We start from the raw sequence: 16,946 nt of genomic DNA, 5'->3' as shown, positions 1-16,946 counted from the left end.
GGGCCCCCGTACTTGCGCTTAGCTGCCGCTCACATACCCCCCATCCACCGGCAACGTGACGCCGGTCACGAACGCCGCCGCGGGCGACGCGAGAAAGACAGCGGCGCCCACCAGATCCTCGGCTTCCCCCCAGCGCTTGAGCGCCGCGCGCGCCGCGATCTTTTCCGCCGACGCCGGCGTTTCCCAGAGCACGCGCGTCATGTCCGTTCGATGGTAGCCCGGCGCAATCGCGTTCACGCGCACGCCCGCCACGCCGAACGCATGCGCCAGCGCGCGCGTGAGGCCCAGAATGCCGGACTTGCTCGCGCAATAGGCGGGCACTTCCACGTCGGCGAGATAGCTGAGCATCGAGGCGACATTCACGACCACGCCCTTCGTGCGTTCGAGCAGTGGCCGCGCCGCCATCGAAAAGCGCATGGCCGCCGTGAGGTTCACGTCGATCACCTCGCGAAACACGTCGTCGCGGTACTCGTCCATCGGGCGCGCCACACCGGCCGCATTGATGAGGATATCCAACGATTCGAGATCGCTGCAAAAGCGGTTGATGTCATCGACGTTGCGCACGTCGACACGTTCGAAACGGATGTGCGAGAGCGTGGCGTCGGCGCGCAGCGCTTCGAGCTTGGCGGGCGAGCTGCCCGTGGCGATCACGCGCGCGCCGAGCGAGGCGAAGCCCTCGGCGATCGCCAGGCCGATGCCGCTCGTCGCCCCCGAGACGAGCACGGTCTTGCCGCTGAAGAGGCCGGGCCGGAAGGCGTGGATTTCCTGGTTTTCCGCAGCGTTTTTTTGCAGGGCGGTTTGTGTCATGTTCAGGCAGCTCCTTGCTGGATGAGTGTGTCGAGACGCGCGGCGTAGCGGTCCATCGCCTTGAGGGCGGCGACCACCATCGCGGGCTCGACGGGGTACGGTTCGTTGTGAATGATTTCGCCCGCGCGGCAGGCGCGTGCCGCCACGGTTTCGAGTGCGTGGTGGTCGTCGGCGTCGACGTTCACCTGGGCGAGCCGCGTGGGCAAGCCGATCGCGCGGCAAAAGCGGAACACGCGCCGGCGCTCTTCGTCGGGCACGGTCGAGAGGAACAGCGAGGCGAGTACGCCGATCGCCACCTTTTCGCCGTGCAGCAGGCTGTGCGACGAAGGCAGGTCGGCCAGGCCATGATGGATCGCGTGCGCCGCCGCCACGCCGCCCGATTCGAAGCCAATGCCGGAGAGCAGCACCGTGGCTTCGAGCGTTGCGTCGAAGTCGGGTGTGACGAGTTGCGCCCGGCAGTCTTCGACCGCTTGCGGCGCGTGCGCGAACAGCAGGTCGCGGCACAGCCGCGCGGCTTCGAAGGCGAGCGCCGTGCCACGCCCGCCGCACAGGTTGCGGGCATACGCGCGCCGGCAGGCCTCGGCCTCGTAGTACGTCGCGAGCGCGTCGCCGATGCCCGCAATGAAAAAGCGCGCCGGGGCGCGCACGATCACGGCGGTGTCGAGCAGCACGAGGTTCGGGTTGCTGCGCACGAAGCGGTCGCGCACCACGCGGCCCGCTTCGTCGTAGATCACCGCGAGCGCGCTGCACGGCGCATCCGAAGCCGCGATGGTCGGCACGCAGGCGAACGGCAGCCGCAGGTCGTCTGCGGCCGCGCGGCCCGTGTCGATCACCTTGCCGCCGCCGAACGAGACGACCACGTCCGCGCCGCTCGCGCGAATCCACTCGGCGGTTTCGGCAACCGAGCGCTCGGTGCAGGCGGCGTCGACTTCACGCACCTGCAAGGTGACGCGCTCGGCGCGCGCGCGCACCGGTTCGAGCAGCGCCGCGACGTTGCGATCGACAAGACACGCGGCGCGCGAACCAAGACGTGCGAGTTCGGCGTCGAGCGTGGCGAGCGCACCGGCGCCCTGGACGTAGCGCGAGGGGAATATGCTGGTTCTCAACATGATTGGGTCTGCGAAATATGTGCGGAAACGGATGCGGGTTAAGAAACCATCACGCCCGGCAGCCCGAGCGCGACGGCGATGTCGCGTGCGTGGTGCACGATCTGCGTGCCTTGCGGAAAATGCATGTTGGCCTCGGGGGCTTGCGCATCGGGCCAGCCGAGCACGCGCATGCCCGCGGCGAGCGCGGCGCGCGCGCCCGTTGGGCTGTCTTCGATGGCGATGGCCTCGGCGGGCGCGACGTCCAGCAGATACGCGGCGCGCAGGTAGGCTTCGGGGTCGGGCTTGCCGTGCCGCACGTCGTTGACGCTCACCGAAACGCGCTCGGGCGCTTGCAGCCCGAGCGCTTTCAGATTGGCTTCGAGCAGCACGCGGCCCGCGTTGGAAACGACGGCCTGGCGCAGCCCGGCCGCGTGCGCGGCGCGCCAGATTTCGAGTGCGCCGGGGCGCGCTTCGAGTGTCGGCGCTTCGGCCACGTAGCGCGCGGCGCGCAGCGCCGACCACGCCGCGTAATCCGCTTCGATGCCGAAGCGTTCGCGGCAGAGGCGGTACACGTCGAGCCCGCTGCGGCCGAACGTCAGCGGATGCAGCTCGTCGCCCGCCTGAATGCCGTAGTGCGCGAGCACCGCGATCAACGTTTGCATGTGCAGCGGTTCGCTGAGCGCGAGGGTGCCGTCCATGTCCCAGAGCACGGCGCGGGGCGGTGTGTTCATGCGTGGTCTCCCGCGAGTCGGTCGAGGTCGTCGTAGAACTGCTGCGAGTGCGTATAGAGGCGCTCGAAGATCGGCATCATGCGGTCGTAGGTGTCGGCGGCGCGCGGGTCCGGCTGCACCTCGCGCGCGAAGCGCACGAAACGGCGCACGGCGTCGCCGAGCGTCGCGAACTGGCCGGTGGCGGTGGCCGCGAGCAGCGCGCAACCCATCACGCCGCATTCGACCTCGGCGGGCACGAGCACCGGCGTGCGGTACATGCTGGCCTTGATGTCGAGCCACAACGCGGCCTTCGCGCCGCCGCTCGCCGCCACCAGCCGCTCGATCGCCACGCCCGCGGGCTGGATCATCGCCATGTGGCGGCGCACGCCGAAGGCCACGCCTTCGAGCACCGCGCGGTGCAGGTGCGCGAGGCCGTGGCGCGCCGCGATGCCGAAGAACTGCGCGCGCGAGTTCGGCTGCGCGCCCAGGCGCTCGCCGGTGAGGTACGGCAGGAAGAAAAGGCCCTCGGCGCCGACGGGCGCTTCGGCGGCCTTGCGCGCGACGTCCTCGTACGAGAGGGCGTTTTCGTGGAACGCGCGGCGCGCCCAGCGCATGGCGTCGCCGCCCGAGTCGAGCAGCGTGAAGCGGCCCCACAGGCCCTCGCAGGTCGCGACGTTCGAGACCTCCGGGTGCAGCATGGGCGTGTCGGCAATCACGGTGATGATCGACGAGGTGCCCGTGATGTCCGAGGCGAGGCCGCTCTCGTGCACGCCCGAGCCCAGCACCGAGGCCGGATAGTCGGCCGCGCCCACCAGCACGGGCGTGCCTTCGCGCAGGCCGGTAGCCTGCGCGGCCGCCTTCGTGACTGCGCCGAGCAACTCGTGCGGCGCGCGGATGGGCGGCAGCTTGCGCGCGTCCAGGCCGAGCGCATCGAGCATGACCGGCGACCACCCGCGCGTTTGCGGGTCCATCAGGAAGGTCATCGAGGCGTCGCTCCAGTCGCACGCGCGCTCGCCGGTGAGCCGGAAGTTCACATAGTCCTTCGGCATGAATACGGTCGTGGCGCGCTCGTAGGCGTCGCGCTCGTGCTCGCGGATCCACTGGAGCTTGAAGCCGGGCCACGCGGGCGTGGCCGGATTCGCGGTGCGCGCGAGCCAGGTGTGCGCGTCGGGGCCGCTGCCGTGGCGCGCGCGAAACGCTTCGACCTGCCCGGCGGCGCGCTTGTCGTTCCAGAGCGGCGCGGTCTCGCGCGTGAGTTCGCCGTCGGCGTCGACGAGCACGGTGGCGTGCATCTGCCCGCAGGCGCAGATCGCGGCGATGTGCTGCGCCGCGCCCGGCTCGGCCGCCAGCACCTCGCGGATCGCGTGCACCGCGCCCGCCCACCAGTCGAGCGGGCGTTGCTCGGACCAGCCATAGCGCGGCACGATCTGCTCGTGCTCGCGCGCGGCAAGGCGACGGATCGTGCCGTTCGCATCGACGAGCGCGGCGCGCACGCTGCCGGTGCCCACGTCGATCGCCAGATAGGTTGTCTCCATGTTTGCTTGTCCCATCGTCGTGGGGAATATCCTTGTTCAGTTGCCTCGCGCAGTGGCTTCTTTCAGGCGCTGCCCGCTTGAGTCCGCACGCGCCACGCGCATTGCGTGCGCGCGCGGTAAAGCGCCAGCGCGCCGCGCTCCTCGACAATGCGCGCGTCGATCTCGCCCGGCGCGATCGTGTTGAAGTCGAAGAGACCATGATGATGCGCGATCATCACGCGTACGCCCGCGCCTTTCGCGAGCGTCACCGCTTCGTCGAGCGTGAAGTTGCCCGGCACGCCGTTGCCGCTGCGCTCGGCGTCGCGCCCGTTCACTGGCAGCAGCGCGACATGCGGCGCGAGCGCGGCCACGTTCGCGGTGAGGCCAGGGTAGGGTACGCAGTCGCCCGAATGATAAATGCGCACCCCGGCAATCTCGATCACGTAGCCGAGCCACGGGTGCCGCCCCTGCGCGTCGATGTCGAGCGTTTCGTGCGCCGAGGCGAGCGGCGCGACGCTGAGTTCCGGCACGTCGGCGAGCGGCTGCACGCGCTCGCCCGCGTTCACGGCGATCAGGCGCGAGGCCTCCACGCCGCAGCGCTTCACCGCTTCGTCGAGCGTGGCGGCGGGCACCACGAAACGCAGCCCCGGAAAGCGCCGCGCGAGCGGTTGCAGCGTGTCGGGGTCCATGTGGTCGGTGTGACGATGCGTGCACAGCACGAGGTCCACGTGCTCCAGATCCTCGGGTGCGATCGGCGCGGCCATCATGCGCTCGTGCGCATAGCGCGCGCCGCGATACTTGCGCGCGAGCGAATCGGAAAGATACGGGTCGATCAGGACGCGCAAGCCCGCGCCCTCGATCACGAAGCCCGCCTGGCCGAGCCAGTAGAGCGCGACGGCGGCGGCGGCGACGGGCGCATGCGCCGGCGGCGCGGCCAGACGCGCCGCGAGCGGCATCTCGAAGGTCTCGACGTCGATGGAGAGACGCGCGGCGCTCATGCTTACCAGCACACGTAGCCGCCGTCGGCGAGCACGATCGAGCCGGTCATCAGGCTCGCGGCTTCGCTGGCGAGAAACAGCACGACCGAGGCCACTTCGTCCACGCGGCCCAGCCGGTTCATCGGCGTGCCGCCCACCCAGTGGCGATACATCTCCTCGTCTTCGTACACGTACTTGTTCATTTCCGTGTCGATATAGGTGGGCGCCACGGCGTTCACGCGCACGCCGCGCGCGCCCCATTCGGCGGCGAGCGAGCGCGTGAGGTGATGCACGCCCGCCTTCGACGCGTTGTAGTTCGCCTGCTCCTGCGGCCGGTTCACGATGAAGCCCGACATCGAGCCCACGTTCACGATGCTGCCGCCGCCGTGCGCCAGCATGCTCTTGCCGAACGCGCGGCAGCAGCGGAACACGCCGTTCAGATTCACGTCGATCACGCGGTCCCACACCTCGTCGGTCATGGTTTCGGCGGGATGGTTCGAGATGGCGATGCCCGCGTTGTTCACGAGCACGTCCACGCGGCCGTGGCGCGCGATCACGGCGTCGTGCACGCGCTGCACGGCGGCCACGTCGGTCACGTCGAGCCGTTCGCCTTCGACCTGCGCGCCCGTTGCCGCGAGCTTGCTCACGGCTTCGTCGAGCGCGCCCTGATCCATGTCCGTGAGCACCACGCGGGCGCCTGCCTGCGTGAGCGCATCGGCGATCGCATAGCCGATCCCGCGCGCGGCCCCCGTCACCACGGCGAGCTTGCCGTCCAGGCGGAATTTGTCGAGATACATCGTCGGTCCTTCGAATGGAGTGAATGAATGCGCCAGCGCGCGTTCATGCGTCTGGCGGCTGGCGGCTGGCGGCTGCGCTTACGCCGGCTGCGTCGCTTGCGGCTTGCCCGCTGCCGCGGCGATCCGGCAGATGTCATCGAAAGCCGGGCCGTGCGTCGGAATGTCGATATCAAACACCTCGGCCATCACCCGCGTCCAGCCGTAAATGAAATAGGTCCAGCCGTCCTCGACCTGCAACTGCCGCGCGTCCTGCTGCGCGCGCGCCTGATCGAGGAACACGAGGTTGCCACGATAGTTCAGGTCCCAGGCGATGGCGCGTTCGGGAAAGCGCGCCGCGTCGGTGAGCGGCGAACCCGGCGCGTCCTTGCCAAGGCCGGTGGCGTTGATCACGATCGCGCCGGGTTGCAGGCGCGCGAGCACGGCGTCGTTGTCCTCCGGGCGCGGCGCAATCACGTACTCGCACGGCACGCCCAGATCGAGCTCGCGGTGGATGCGCTCGATTTCCTCCAGACGCGCGCCCGAACGGTTCGAGACGATCACGCGCGAGGGCCGGTTCGCGCCGCGGCTTTGCTGCATCAGATGCCAGGTGAGCGCGATGGTCGAGCCGCCCGCGCCCATCGAAAACACTTCGGCGCCCGTGCGCGCGAAATGCCCGGGCGGCAGGAAGCCGTCGAGCGCGAAGCCGGACGTGATCGGATCTTTCGCGTGGCACACGAACTTGCCGTCGCGTTTCGAGAGGCAGCTCGTTTCGCCCATGATGCGCGCATGCGGGTCGATCTCGTCGAAGAGGTCCTGGCACGCGGCGTACAGGTCGATCTTGTGCGTGGTGACGAGCGCGCCGAGCGAGAGCGGGTCGCGGCGAATGAACGCCACCGCTTCGCGATACGCCTCGGCGCTTGCGTGCGGCGCGAAGTCGATGCCTTTCATCTCGACGTCGCCGAGCCCGAGATGGCGCGCCCACGCGGGGAACACGCGCATGATCGAGCTTTGCGCGGTGGTCACGCCGATGAAGTAGAAGGTCGGTTTCGTGGCGGCGGCGTAGCTCATCGTGCCTGCTCCATTTCAGTGTGGGACGCGAGCAGCGCGTCGATCTCGGCATGCGTGCGCGCGCGCCAGGCGGGATTGGAGGCGCGCTTCCAGCCGCCCTGGCCGTCGTCGACGATGCGCGTGCGCATGCCGTTCGAGCGCTCGATGATCGCGTAGTCCTGGCCCGAGTCGGCGGGGTAGCAGAACAGCATCACGAAGTCGCTTTCGCCCAGGTTCACGGAGCGGTGAATCCAGCGCGGCGGCACATAGCACACCGTATTCGCGCGGATCTCGACGGTGCGCGTTTCGCCGTCGGGCGCTTCCATGAGCATCAGCCCGTGGCCCTTCAAGCCGAAGTACAGCTCCGGCCGGTCCACGTTCGCGTGAATGTGGCCGCGCGTCATGAAGAACTCGTCGCCCACCTTGCCCGCGCCCATGCGGGTCACGCCCGTGATGAGGTCGCCCGGGTTCGCGTTGGGCCGGTGATCGGTGACTTCATAAACGACTTCGTCGCCGCGCGAGGCCGCGAGCGCCTCGAAGGCGCGCGCGTCGGCGTAAAGCCCGGCGAGATCGCCCAGGCGTTTCTGGTAATGCGAACCGGTGCCGGCCATCAGGCCGGTCGCCAGATCCACGTCGAACGAACGCGGTTCGGGCCATTGCATCGCTTTCATCTCCCTCGAAGTTGGGTTCGTGTAGCTTTCTAAACGTTAGCGTTTGTGATGATATAGTTTGCGAAACAAACGACTATGCGGGTTTATACCGAGGAATATCGTTATTTTCACTTCACTAATGGTAGTGTTACTATCGTTTTCATTCGAATAACCCACGCTTCACGGCTGGTGAGGCGACACGAAAAAAAGCAGGAGGCAAGCATGCAGGAAAGTGCTCATCGGGCGAGCGCCGCAGCAGGCGCACCCGTGGTGGAAGCCTTGCGCGAGGCGCTTGGCGCGGCTGTGGTGAGCCTGCCGGCGGAGTTCGCGGGCCGCAGCCACGCCGATTCGAGCCGCATGCCGTGCGCCGAGCCCATTGCGCTCGTGCGTCCGCGCACGACCGAACAGGCGGCCACGGCGCTGCGCATCTGCCATGCACACAGCCAACCGGTGGTGACCCAGGGCGGGTTGAGCGGCCTCGCGGGCGGCGCGTGCCTGCTGGGCGGCGAGGTGGCGTTGAGCCTCGAGTTGATGAATGCGATCGAGGAGATCGATCCGGTGAGCGCGACCATGACGGTGCAGGCGGGCGTGCCGCTGCAAACCGTGCAGGAAGCCGCCGACGCCGCGGGTTTCATGTTCCCCCTCGACCTGGGCGCGCGCGGCAGCGCCACCATCGGCGGCAATCTCGCGACCAACGCTGGCGGCAACCGCGTGATCCGCTACGGCATGATGCGCGAGCAGGCGCTCGACGTGGAGGCCGTGCTCGCGGACGGCAGCGTGGTGGGCGGCCTGCGCAAGATGATCAAGAACAACACGGGCTACGACCTGCGCAATCTGCTGATCGGCAGCGAAGGCACGCTCGGCGTCATCACGCGCGCCGTGCTGCGGCTGCGCCCGAAGCCCCGCGCCGTTTCCACCGCATGGTGCGGCGTGCCCGACTACGCGAGCGTCACGACGCTGCTGCGGCTCGCGCAGGAGCGCTTGCCCGCCGGTGTTTCGGCCTTCGAAGTGATGTGGCCGGGCTATTACGACTTCGTGCTCTCGCGCCTGCCCGAACTGCGCGCGCCGCTTGCCGGGCGTCACGCGTTCTTTGTGCTGCTCGAAAGCAGCGGCGCCGAGCCGGAAAGCCAGAACGCCGCGTTCGAAGCCTTCCTCGCCGACATGCTCGAAGCGGGCACGCTTGAAGACGCCGCGCTCGCGGCCAATGAAACGCACGCCGCCGCGTTCTGGGCGATTCGCGACGCACCCGGCGAATACGGCCGCCTGATCCCGGGGCGCGTCTCGTTCGACGTGAGCTTTTCGATTGCCGATGTGGGCGAGGCCGCGCGCCGCTGCGACGAGCGCCTGCGCGCGCAGTGGCCCGACGCCACGATCCTCGTGTACGGGCATCTGGGCGACGGCAATCTGCACATCGTCGTGCAGCAGCCGGACTGGCCCGCGAGCGCCGCCGCCGAAGTCAAGCGCACCGTGTACGGCGTGACGGGCGAGATGGGCGGCTCGGTGTCGGCGGAGCATGGCATCGGCACCAAGAAGCTCGACGTGCTCGCGCTCTCGCGCAGCCCGGCCGAACTCGCCGCCATGCGCACCGTGAAGGCCGCGCTCGATCCGCTCGGCATCCTGAATCCCGGCAAGTTGCTCGCGTCATGAACCTGACGCCACACCGATGCGCACCGCGCGCAGCGTGCCGTTTTACCGCGTGACACACCTATATAAGGAGGAGACATGTCGCGTCTCATGCAGAAGCTGATGTGCGCCGCCGCGCTTGCCGCGGCCGGCATGGTGGCCGCCGCACCCGCGTTCGCCGCGGACAAGCTCAAGGTCGGCGTTTCGATGAAGGTGCTCAACGCGCCGTACTTCGCGGCCGCGATGGAATCGGCGAAGGCGCGCGCAAGCGAGCTCGGCGCCGACGTGATCGTGGCCGACGCGCAGGGCAAGATGCAAAAGCAGATCGCCGACGTGGAGGACCTCGTCACGCGCGGCGTGAAAGTGCTCGTGATCGATCCGGCCGACCCCGAGGCGCTGGTGGGCGCGGTGAACGCCGCGAGCGCGGCGGGCGTGAAGGTCGTGGTGATCGACAGCACGCTCAACCCGAAGGCCAACTACCTCACGCTGGTGCAGTCGTCCAATCGCCAGAACGGCGCGCTGGTGGGCCGCTGGGTGGTCGACAACATGGGCGACAAGCCGCTGAAGATCGCGCTCATTTCGGGCGAGAAGGGCAACCCGGTGGGCAAGGAGCGCCGCGACGGCGTGCTCGAAGGGATCATCGAGGCGCAGCTCGAAAAGACCGGCAAGTCCAACGTGCAGATCGTCGGCCAGGGCTGGGGCAACTGGTCCGACGAAGGCGGCCTGAAGGCGATGGAAGACCTGCTCGTGGCCAACAAGGACATCAACATGGTGCTCGGCGAGAACGACAGCATGGTGCTCGGGGCGCGCCGCGCGATCGAAAGCGCGAACCGCCAGGGCATCACGCTCGTGGCGGCCGCCGACGGCCAGAAGGAAGCGCTCGCGCTCATCAAGCAGGGCAAGTACGGCGTGACCGCGCTCAACGACCCGGCGCTCGTCGCGCGCACGGCCGTGGACATCGGCGTGAAGGCCGCGAAGGGCGAAGCCGTGAACGTGCCGAAGGTGTCGTACACGCCGTCTGCGGCGATTTCCAAGGGCAATGTCGACAAGTTCTACAACCCCAAGGCGATCTTCTGAAGCCGCCGTTTATAAGGCATACGAAACGTTTTTGCTGTTGACGACGAAGGCGCGCCGCGCACAAGGCGGCGCGCCGGTTCGACTGGAGAGAGTTACATGATTCCGTTCATCGCGCTCACGGGCATCGACAAGCGCTTCGGCGGCATTCACGCGATCGAGAACATCGACTTCGACGTGATGAGCGGCGAGGTGCATGCGCTCGTCGGCGAAAACGGCGCGGGCAAGTCGACCCTCATGCGCGTGATCGGCGGCGGCCATCAGCCCGACGCCGGCGCCATACGCGTGGCGGGGCGCGAGATGGTGCTGCGCAATCCCCACGCCGCGCTCGCCGAGGGCATCGCCGTGATTCATCAGGAAACGGCGCTCGCCCCCGATCTTTCGGTGGCCGAGAACGTGTTTCTCGGCGCGTTGCCGCGCGTGATCGACTGGCGCACCCTGCGCGAAAAAGCGCGCGCGCTGATCGAGAGCCTCGGGTTCGAGATCGATCCGGCGGCGCTCGTCGGCACGCTGTCCGCCGCGCAGTGCCAGGTGATCGAGATCGCCAAGGCGCTGTCCGGCGAGCTCAAGCTGCTCGTGCTCGACGAGCCGACCGCCGCGCTCGCGCCCTCGGACGCCGAACGCCTGCTGGAGATCGTGCGGGCGCTGCGCGCGCGGGGCGTGGGCATCGTCTATATCTCGCACCGGCTCGAAGAAGTGTTCGCGATCGCCGACCGCATCACCGTGCTCAAGGACGGCAAGCGCGTGGACACCGTCAAGCCCGCCGATCTCACGCGCGACGAGCTGATCCGCAAGATGGTGGGCCGTCCGCTCTCGGTGCTGTTTCCCGAGCGGCACGCCACGCGCGGCGAGGTCGTGCTCAAGGTGAGCGATCTTGCGCGCGGCGAGGCGGTGCGCGGCGTCTCGTTCGAAGTCCGCGCGGGCGAGGTGGTAGGGCTGGGCGGCCTGATCGGCTCGGGGCGCACCGAGGTCGCGCGGCTGATTTTCGGCGCGGACCGGGCGGACGCGGGCGAGGTCGAGCTCAAAGGCCGCCGCCTGAACGCCCGCTCGCCGCGCGCGGCGGTGCGCGCGGGCATTGGCTTCGTGCCCGAGGACCGCAAGGGCCAGGGCGCGGTGCTCAAGATGCCGATCCGCATCAATGCGACGCTGGCGGCGCTCAAGTCGGTGAGCGCGCCGGGCGGCTTTCTCGCCTTCGGGCGCGAGCGCGAGAGCGTCGCGCAGCTCATGGACGCGCTGCGCATCAAGGCGCGCTCGATGGACGCCGACGTCTCGACGCTCTCGGGCGGCAACCAGCAGAAAGTCGTGCTCGCGAAATGGTTCCATGCCGACGGCGATCTCATCATGCTCGACGAACCCACGCGCGGCGTGGACGTCGGCGCGAAAGTCGAGATCTACACGCTCATCAACCAGCTTGCCGAGCGCGGCAAGGCCGTGCTCGTGATCTCGTCGGAGCATCAGGAGCTGATCGGCCTGTGCGACCGCATTCTCGTGATGGGCGACGGCCGCATCCGCGGCGAACTGCAACCCGACGGCTACAGCGAAGAAGCGATTCTCTCGCTCTCGCTGCGCCGCGATCCGGGCGAAACCCACGGCAGCCCGCATGGCAATGCAGATGGCGCGCCGCCGCGCGAGCGCGCCTCGCTCACGCATGTTTGACCCCAACGCTCATCAAGCTCACACAGTCTGGAGACACCCATCATGAACCCCAGCGCCGTCACCTCCGACCCGCGCGAGCGCCGCTCCGGCATCGCGTCGCTCAAGCACGGCTGGCAAGCCGCGCGCAAGTTCAACACGGTCGCGATCCTCGTCGTGCTGATCGTGGCCGCCTCGTTCATCTCGGACGACTTCTTCTCCGTCGCCAATCTCTCGAACATCTCGCGCCAGGTGGCGGGCGTCGGCATCATGTCGGTCGGCATGCTGCTGGTCGTGCTCACGGGCGGCATCGATCTTTCGGTGGGCTCGGTCGCCGCGCTCGGCAGCGTGCTCTCGGCGCTGCTCATTCCCGAGCATGGCCTTGCCTTCGCGCTGGCCGCCACGCTCGTGACCGGCGGCCTGTGCGGGCTCGTCTCGGGCGTGCTCGTGGCGTTCTGCCGCCTCACGCCGTTCGTCGTCACGCTCGCCATGATGACGGTCGCGCGCGGCCTCGCCATGATCGTCTCGAACGGCTCGCCCATTCTCGTCGACGACGCGGGCCAGGCGCTGCTCGACTTCGGCCGCCACAGCTACCTGGGCATTCCCGGCCCGACGCTCGTGATGCTGATCGTGTTCGTGCTGGGCGGCATTGCGCTCGGGCGCATGCGCGCCGGGCGCGTGGTGCGCGCGATCGGCTCGAACGAGGAAGCGGTGCGGCTTTCGGGCGTGCCGGTGGCGCGCCACGTGCTCGGCACCTACGTGTGCTCGGGCGTGCTGGCGGCCATGGCGGGCATCATCTCCACCTCGCGCGCGAGCGTGGGCGCGCCGACCGTGGGCGTGGGCGACGAGCTCACTGTGATCGCCGCGGTGGTGATCGGCGGTGCGAGCCTCGCGGGCGGCAAGGGCGGCGTGCTCAACACGCTCATGGGCGTGCTGATTCTCGGCGTGATCGGCAACATCATGAATCTCGCGAGCGTGCCGGGCTATCACCAGCAGGTCGTGATGGGCGCGATCATCGTCGCGGCGGTCCTCATGCAGCAGGGGTCGAATTTCTGGCGCCGCTGGCTCTTCCGCTAAACTGCGTCGTAACCGCATGACGGCCGCACGGGGCCGCCATGCGGCCATGGCGTTGCGCCAGCCTGTCGACGAAGGAAATTACGCGTGCCCGATTACAACATTCTTGAAGTGATTGACCGCGCCCGGCCGAACCTGCGGCGCGGGAGCCGGCAAGTCGCCGATTACATTCTCGCCAACGTGCACACGATCGCGGACCTGAGCCTGTCCGAGCTCGCGCGGCTCGCGCAGGTGAGCGAGCCCACGGTGCTGCGCTTTTGCGCGACCATCGGTTGCAGCGGCTTCAAGGAATTCAAGATCCGCGCGGTGCAGAGCCTCGCGCTCGGGGCGCCCGCCACGCACTCGGTGCTCTCGGGCGCCGACACGCCCGAGACGGTGGCCACCAAGATCTTCGACTACACCATCACGAGCCTGGACTGGGCGCGCAAGAAACTCGACTTCGAGGCGATCGGGCGCGCGGTGGACCTGCTCGCGGTGGCGCAGCGCATCGAGTTCTTCGGCTTTGGCGCCTCGGGCATCGTGGCGCTCGACGCGCAGCAGAAGTTTCCGCTCTTTGGCGTGCCCTGCATCGCGCACCAGGATTCGCACCAGCAGTTCATCGCGGCCTCGATGCTCAAACCCGGCGACGCCGTGGTGGCGATCTCGAACACGGGCTCGACGCGCTCGCTCATCGAAGTGGCGCGCACGGCGAAGGAGCGCGGCGCGAGCGTGGTGGTGATCACGGGCTCGCACGGGCCGCTCACGCGCTACTGCGACGTGGCCGTGGTGGCCGAAACGCTGGAGAACACCGACGTGTACACGCCGACGACCTCGCGGCTCGCCGCGCTCGTGATCGTGGACATCCTGTCGACCAGTGTGGCATTGAAGAAGGGCGAAGCGCATGCGCTCGACGTCCAGGACATGAAGCGCCATCTCGCCGACATGCGCTCCTCGGGCGTGATCTGAACGTACGCGCGCGCGGTTCGGCAAGTCATAAGAAGACTCATGCGGCAGCACGGACTGCCCGATACAGGAGACATTCGATGGATCTGAAACTGCGCGGCAAGGTGGCCGTGGTGACGGGCGCGAGCGTAGGCATCGGCCTCGCCGTGGCCGATGCGCTGGCCGGAGAAGGCGTGCAACTCGTGCTCGCGGCGCGACAGCAGGAACGCCTGGAAGCGGCCGCCGCGGACCTCGCGGCCCGTCACGGCGTGCGCGCGCTCGCGGTGGCGTGCGACGTGGCGAGCGCGGCAGGCGTCGCACAACTGGTCGACGCCACGAAGGACGCGTTCGGCGGCGCGGACATCCTCTTCAACAACGCGGGCACCGGCAGCAACGAGACGATCATGGACGCGCCCGACGAGAAGTGGCAGGCGTACTGGGAGCTGCACGTCATGGCGGCCGTGCGCCTCGCGCGCGCCTTCGTGCCGACCATGCGCGAGCGCGGCGGCGGCGCGATCCTGCACAACGCGTCGATTTGCGCGGTGCAGCCGCTCGGTTACGAGCCGATCTACAACGTGACCAAGGCCGCGCTGATGATGTTCTCGAAAACCCTCGCCAACGAGGTCATCAAGGACAATATCCGCGTCAACACCATCAATCCGGGGCTCGTGCTGACGCCCGACTGGGTGAAGACCGCGAAGCAGTTGACGGCGGACACGGGCGGCGACTGGGAAGGGCATCTGCAACAGGTCGCCAACGAGCACGCGCCCATTCGCCGGTTCGCCACGCCCGCGGAGCTTGCGGATTTCATCGTGTTTCTGTGTTCGGAGCGGGCGAGCTATAGCGTCGGCTCGACGTACTTCGTCGATGGCGGGATGCTGAAGACGGTCTGAGGTTCGGGACGCGCCGCCCGCGCCACGCGCCGGCCCCGGCGCGTGGAAGCCGTGGGCTACTGCCGGCTCTTGAGCTTGTTCTTGACGCTGGCGACACCGTCCACCTGCGCCGCCGCTTCCGAAGCCGCCTGGATCTGATCGCGATCCGGCACCGAGCCACGCAGGGTCACGGCGCCGTGCCGCACGACGATCTTCACGCGCGAGGTGTCCACGCTCGCGCCGGATACGGCGCTTCTCACGTCCTCCGCGAGCTTCTTGTCGGCCTTGTTCGACGCCACCAGCGCGGAGGCGGAGTCGGGGGAGAGCGGTACGCCTTGCGCCCAGGCGCCGCTCGCCCCTCCAATGGCGAGCGCCACGAGGCAGGCTCGGATCATGGCTTGATTCACGGGTTATTCTCCTTTGTCATTACGTTGATTGGAACATCGGACAGCGTGTGGCTTGCGGAAAATCGTTCACGTCATATTGATCAGGTATCCATAATAAAAACGGAATAAGCCGTTCCGCGCGATCAGAAATTGCCCGGCGTCGCTGGCGTCAGGTCGCCGCGTGCTCACCGAAAAGTCGCCAATAGTATAGGCAGACAAGTCGGGAAATCGTCAAGCGCGATTCACTTCGGCCGATCGTGGTGCGCGCAACGATCGATGCGCACAGAAACTCACCGGCGCTCACCATCACGCGACGGGGTCGCATCCTGCTCGCCCAATCCCCCATTTTTCTCCCCTTACCCCCCCAATCGTCATTATTGTCCGCTCGCGTCGATGCTTAAGATCGACGCAGATGTGCAGGAACGAGCGCATCCCAAGCGGTACAGCCCCTTAAAAGCCCAGCGCACGCCACGCGTGCAGCTCATGGAGACACCCCGTGACTCTCGATTCCTCGGCAAGTCCCGTTTCGGCGGAAGAAACCGTCGGCGGCGTTCGCATCGCACTGATCCTGATGGGCGTCGTGATTACGTTGCCGGCGTTCGCGATGGGCGCGCAGCTCGCGCATTCGCTCGGCACCCGGCACGCCATCACGGCGAGCTGGTGCGGCGGCCTGTTGCTGGCCGCCGTGGCTTCGCTGGCGGCCGTGGCCGGCGCGCGCTCGCGTCTGTCGAGCTACATGCTCATCGTCCAGGCGTTCGGCACGCGCGGCGGCGCGCTCGCCAACGCGGTCCTCGCCATTTCGATGTTCGGGTGGTTCGCCGTGATCGCGATGCTGTTCGGCCGCGCGATGCAGCCAAGCGCCGCTGCGCTGTTGCCGCACATTCCCGTCACCGCGTGGGCGCTGATTGGCTGCGCGCTGATGACGGCAACGGCCGCAGTGGGCTTTCGCGCGCTGGACCTGCTCTCGCTCGTCACGACGCCGCTCAAGCTGGGCCTGCTTTTCGCCACCTTCTGGTTCGCGCTGCATATGCCGCACGCCGCGAACGCGCTGGACTTCGCGGGCGCCGACAGCCTTTCGGTCGGCTCCGGCATTTCCTTCGTCGTGGGCGGCCTGATCGTGGGCGCCGTGCTCGCACCGGACGTGTGCCGGTTTGCCCGCACGCCCTTGCAAGGCGCGCTCGGCGTGTGCATTGCGTACGGCGTGGGCTTTCCGCTCGTGCTCAATCTTTCCGGCATTCCGAGCATCGTGACGGGTGCGGCCGATCTCGTCGAAATCATGAAACTGCTGGGCATGGGCCTGCCGTGTCTGCTCATCATCCTGCTTTCGGCGTGGGTCACGAACGCCTACAACCTCTACGCCGCGTCGCTCGTGCTCGTGACCGTCGCGCCGAAGCGTCCGCGCTGGGGACTGGCGCTCGCCGCCGGTGTGATCGGCACGCTGCTCGGCGTGCTCGGCGTGGGCGACAAAATGGTGCCGTTCCTCATCGTGCTCTCCGTGGCCGTGCCGCCTATCGCCGGCGTGTATCTCGCGAACTTCTATCTCGGCGCCGGCAAGCTCACCGAGGCCACGCCGGGCTGGCGCATCGAGGCGCTCGGCGCCTGGGGGCTCGCCACGGGCATCGCCGCCTGGATGCAGGCGCAGCAGATGAGCGTGACGACGATTCCCGCGCTGGATTCGCTGTTGCTGTCGATCGCGGCTTATGCCGTGCTGCGCCGTCTCGTGGCGCGACGCCTGCCCGTGAATACGCAATCGCAGAGCTGAATTTGCGGCGGCCTTCGGCCGCCGACTCAACCC

Annotated in this window: 16 protein-coding genes; 7 read left to right on the top strand and 9 right to left on the bottom strand. The window is 68.2% G+C overall.

What is annotated here, in order from left to right; all coding sequences use genetic code 11:
* Nucleotides 1-18 precede the first annotated feature (18 nt).
* The 8 genes from C7402_RS31995 to C7402_RS31960 form a co-directional block, all read right to left on the bottom strand.
* Nucleotides 19-807, bottom strand: a complete 789-nt coding sequence (locus tag C7402_RS31995) for an SDR family NAD(P)-dependent oxidoreductase (protein ID WP_116613512.1) — start codon at nt 805-807, stop codon at nt 19-21.
* 2 nt (nt 808-809) lie between these two features.
* Nucleotides 810-1,916 carry a glycerol dehydrogenase gene (locus C7402_RS31990; RefSeq protein ID WP_116613511.1) on the bottom strand — a complete coding sequence of 369 codons (1,107 nt, stop codon included), beginning with the start codon at nt 1,914-1,916 and terminating at the stop codon, nt 810-812.
* Nucleotides 1,917-1,954: 38 nt separating this feature from the next.
* The gene (locus C7402_RS31985; protein ID WP_116613510.1) at nt 1,955-2,626 is read right to left on the bottom strand and encodes an HAD family hydrolase; all 672 of its coding nucleotides are present in this window, start codon (nt 2,624-2,626) and stop codon (nt 1,955-1,957) included.
* Nucleotides 2,623-4,140: a xylulokinase gene (locus C7402_RS31980; RefSeq protein WP_116613509.1), complete on the bottom strand. Its 1,518-nt coding sequence runs from the start codon at nt 4,138-4,140 to the stop codon at nt 2,623-2,625. The genes C7402_RS31985 and C7402_RS31980 overlap by 4 nt, the downstream gene beginning before the upstream one ends.
* A gap of 62 nt (nt 4,141-4,202) precedes the next feature.
* Nucleotides 4,203-5,117, bottom strand: coding sequence for an MBL fold metallo-hydrolase (locus C7402_RS31975; protein ID WP_116613508.1), 915 nt, complete (start codon nt 5,115-5,117; stop codon nt 4,203-4,205).
* Nucleotides 5,118-5,119: 2 nt separating this feature from the next.
* Complete coding sequence (locus C7402_RS31970) at nt 5,120-5,893, bottom strand: SDR family NAD(P)-dependent oxidoreductase (protein ID WP_116613507.1); 774 nt, start codon at nt 5,891-5,893, stop codon at nt 5,120-5,122.
* 78 nt (nt 5,894-5,971) lie between these two features.
* The gene (locus C7402_RS31965) at nt 5,972-6,940 is read right to left on the bottom strand and encodes a shikimate dehydrogenase family protein (RefSeq protein WP_116613506.1); all 969 of its coding nucleotides are present in this window, start codon (nt 6,938-6,940) and stop codon (nt 5,972-5,974) included.
* Nucleotides 6,937-7,581, bottom strand: a complete 645-nt coding sequence (locus C7402_RS31960) for a glucose-6-phosphate isomerase (protein ID WP_112174034.1) — start codon at nt 7,579-7,581, stop codon at nt 6,937-6,939. The genes C7402_RS31965 and C7402_RS31960 overlap by 4 nt, the downstream gene beginning before the upstream one ends.
* 210 nt (nt 7,582-7,791) lie before the next feature.
* Here C7402_RS31960 and C7402_RS31955 point away from each other — a divergent pair, with 210 nt between their 5' ends.
* The 6 genes from C7402_RS31955 to C7402_RS31930 all read left to right on the top strand — a co-directional run bounded on the left by C7402_RS31955 (nt 7,792) and on the right by C7402_RS31930 (nt 14,786).
* On the top strand, nt 7,792-9,216 hold the full coding sequence (locus tag C7402_RS31955) for an FAD-binding oxidoreductase (protein ID WP_116613505.1): 1,425 nt from the start codon (nt 7,792-7,794) through the stop codon (nt 9,214-9,216).
* A 75-nt stretch (nt 9,217-9,291) separates the two neighbouring features.
* Nucleotides 9,292-10,269, top strand: coding sequence for a sugar ABC transporter substrate-binding protein (locus C7402_RS31950; RefSeq protein WP_116613504.1), 978 nt, complete (start codon nt 9,292-9,294; stop codon nt 10,267-10,269).
* Nucleotides 10,270-10,365: 96 nt separating this feature from the next.
* On the top strand, nt 10,366-11,922 hold the full coding sequence (locus C7402_RS31945) for a sugar ABC transporter ATP-binding protein (protein ID WP_116613503.1): 1,557 nt from the start codon (nt 10,366-10,368) through the stop codon (nt 11,920-11,922).
* A gap of 42 nt (nt 11,923-11,964) precedes the next feature.
* On the top strand, nt 11,965-12,975 hold the full coding sequence (locus C7402_RS31940) for an ABC transporter permease (protein WP_116613502.1): 1,011 nt from the start codon (nt 11,965-11,967) through the stop codon (nt 12,973-12,975).
* 84 nt (nt 12,976-13,059) lie between these two features.
* Entirely contained in the window at nt 13,060-13,917 is an 858-nt protein-coding gene (locus tag C7402_RS31935; RefSeq protein ID WP_112173898.1) for an SIS domain-containing protein, read from the top strand.
* 77 nt (nt 13,918-13,994) lie between these two features.
* The gene (locus tag C7402_RS31930; RefSeq protein ID WP_116613501.1) at nt 13,995-14,786 is read left to right on the top strand and encodes an SDR family NAD(P)-dependent oxidoreductase; all 792 of its coding nucleotides are present in this window, start codon (nt 13,995-13,997) and stop codon (nt 14,784-14,786) included.
* A 56-nt stretch (nt 14,787-14,842) separates the two neighbouring features.
* Here the strand turns inward: C7402_RS31930 and C7402_RS31925 are convergent, their stop codons facing one another.
* Nucleotides 14,843-15,172: a BON domain-containing protein gene (locus C7402_RS31925; protein ID WP_116613500.1), complete on the bottom strand. Its 330-nt coding sequence runs from the start codon at nt 15,170-15,172 to the stop codon at nt 14,843-14,845.
* A 475-nt stretch (nt 15,173-15,647) separates the two neighbouring features.
* On the opposite strand from C7402_RS31925, the gene C7402_RS31920 reads away from it, so the two are divergent.
* Nucleotides 15,648-16,913 carry a cytosine permease gene (locus C7402_RS31920; protein WP_116613499.1) on the top strand — a complete coding sequence of 422 codons (1,266 nt, stop codon included), beginning with the start codon at nt 15,648-15,650 and terminating at the stop codon, nt 16,911-16,913.
* Nucleotides 16,914-16,946 lie beyond the last annotated feature (33 nt).

Origin of the sequence: Paraburkholderia unamae (genome assembly GCF_003096875.1) — a bacterium.
Classification (GTDB): domain Bacteria; phylum Pseudomonadota; class Gammaproteobacteria; order Burkholderiales; family Burkholderiaceae; genus Paraburkholderia; species Paraburkholderia unamae.
This window is presented reverse-complemented; position numbering and strand designations above follow the sequence as displayed.